Origin of the sequence: Candidatus Magnetaquicoccus inordinatus, from assembly GCF_004217665.1 — a bacterium.
GTDB classification, from domain to species: domain Bacteria; phylum Pseudomonadota; class Magnetococcia; order Magnetococcales; family Magnetaquicoccaceae; genus Magnetaquicoccus; species Magnetaquicoccus inordinatus.
The window spans coordinates 1-1,825 of the sequence record NZ_RXIU01000381.1 but is presented as its reverse complement, the minus strand read 5'-3'; the positions used below and the strand labels follow the sequence as shown (position 1 = coordinate 1,825).

Below are 1,825 nucleotides of genomic sequence, written 5' to 3'. Positions count from 1 at the left end.
TCCATTAGCCGCGCCGCGCCGACGCAAAAAGCGCGTCGGCTTGTTGTGAAAGGCGCGCCAAAGGCAAAAGATTAAAAAACAAAATCCCAGGGATTCCATCCCTGGACCCGGCCAGGGAGGTGCCCTCCCTGGACCCGCAGTTGTTTTTCTCAGCAGGATCACAGCGCGTTGCCAGTTGCCCTGCTCATGCCTCTGTACGGCAATGGATCCACCATGCCCGCCTCCGCAAAGCCGCTTAAACGCAACTGGCATGCGGCACAGCCTCCACAACCTCTGCCCTGCGCATCAGGATCATAGCAGCTTCTTGTTCGGGAAAAATCCACCCCCAATTCGATTCCACGCCGTACAATTTCCGCCTTGGAAAGATGTTGCAAAGGGGCGTGAATTCGGTATCCCCCCTCTTTGGTCGCCAGATTGGCCAACTGCTCAAAAGCCGCGATAAATGCAGGTCGACAATCTGGATAGCCGGAATAGTCCACGGCATTGACGCCGATAAAAAGATCCTTTGCCGCCATCGATTCCGCCCAGGCCAGGGCGACAGATAAAAATACTGTATTGCGAGCAGGAACATAGGTAACTGGAATGCCCTCTCCCGCAAGCGTTTTCGGCACAGCAATGGAATCGGTCAGAGCCGAACCCGCAAAGGCTTCCGCCGACAGATCAAAAAGCAAATGCGCTGCCACCGGCAGAGAACGAGCCAGCTCTTCTGCCGCCTGCAATTCGCTATGGTGGCGCTGTCCGTAGCGAAAGCTGATGGCATACACAGAAAAACCCATCGCTTGTGCCGTGTAGAGACAAACCGCCGAATCCATGCCGCCCGATAAGAGCACTACTGCTTTGGCAGCAGGATTTTCTGCCATTCCATTATTCTCCTGCGAGTCGTTTTGCCCGCCGGCTTCCTGGTGGCTCTGCGGGAGGTTTGGCGGTTTCGGTTTTGCTTGGTGCAACCGCTGCCGGTGCGGATGGTTTGCTGGTGGCACCCGCATCTTTCTCTTTTTGCGCAATCTCCTGCAAGCGTTGCCGCGCCATGGGTACTGCGGAAGAGTCTGGATAATCTTTGACCAGTTTGTTCAAACTGGCTCGGGCATTGGCCAAATCACCCAATTCATCGAAAGCATAGCCAATTTTTAACAAACTGGGTGGCACTTTGGGGCTGGTCGGCCATTTGGTCAACACCTTACCGAAGGCAACCAATGCTTCACGATAATGTTTTTGCACCAAATTCAATTCACCAATCCAATATTGGGCATTGTCGGACAGGGTATCATCTGGATATTTGTCCAGAAATTTTTCAAACCCCTCGCGTGAAGCGTTGAATTGACTGCTGCGCATCAGTTGATAGGCGGCATCATACATCTGCTGCGGAGGACCAACAGCTACCGCAGCGGCTCCTGATGCAGAGGGTGTGCTTGGCTTGCTTGCCATGGCCATCTGCTGCGCTGCTGGTTGTCCGGCACTATTGGCAGCCATTCCAGCAGCGGGGGCTGTCGATGGCACCCCTTTTCCAGGAGGGGTTGCAGTACCTGGCGGGGGTTGCGTTGTGGTCACAGGAACCGCCTGACCTGGCGGCATTGCTTTGGCTCCTGGTTGCCCAGCCGCAGGTTGCATGGGCATGGCAATGTTTTGTTCTGCTGGCAGAGTAGTCATGGGTCGATCCATGTCGCTTTCCATGACCGCCTTTTCCTTGAGCTGCTCTTTCAAGGATTGATTTTCGTGTTGCAAAACCTCCTGATTGCCACGCAACAAACGCATCTCTGCCTCTTGGGCGGCCAGACGCCGCTGCAGATCAGAGAGAGCAGCCTTGCTGCTTTTTTCTGTCTGCTCC

Annotated in this window: 2 protein-coding genes; both read right to left on the bottom strand. The window is 54.8% G+C overall.

Annotation, left to right across the window (positions count from 1 at the left end):
- Positions 1 to 158: 158 nt before the first annotated feature.
- Positions 159 to 860, bottom strand: a complete 702-nt coding sequence (queC, locus tag EJP87_RS15850; protein WP_130472821.1) for a 7-cyano-7-deazaguanine synthase QueC — start codon at positions 858 to 860, stop codon at positions 159 to 161.
- 4 nt (positions 861 to 864) lie between these two features.
- Positions 865 to 1,825, bottom strand: a 961-nt coding sequence (gene ybgF, locus EJP87_RS15845; protein ID WP_130472820.1) for a tol-pal system protein YbgF, incomplete at its 5' end; no start/stop codon positions are given.

Coding starts and splice junctions, on each gene's coding strand:
- queC (WP_130472821.1), bottom strand. CDS start 860: ATGGCAGAAAATCCTGCTGCCAAAGCAGTAGTGCTCTTATCGGGCGGC.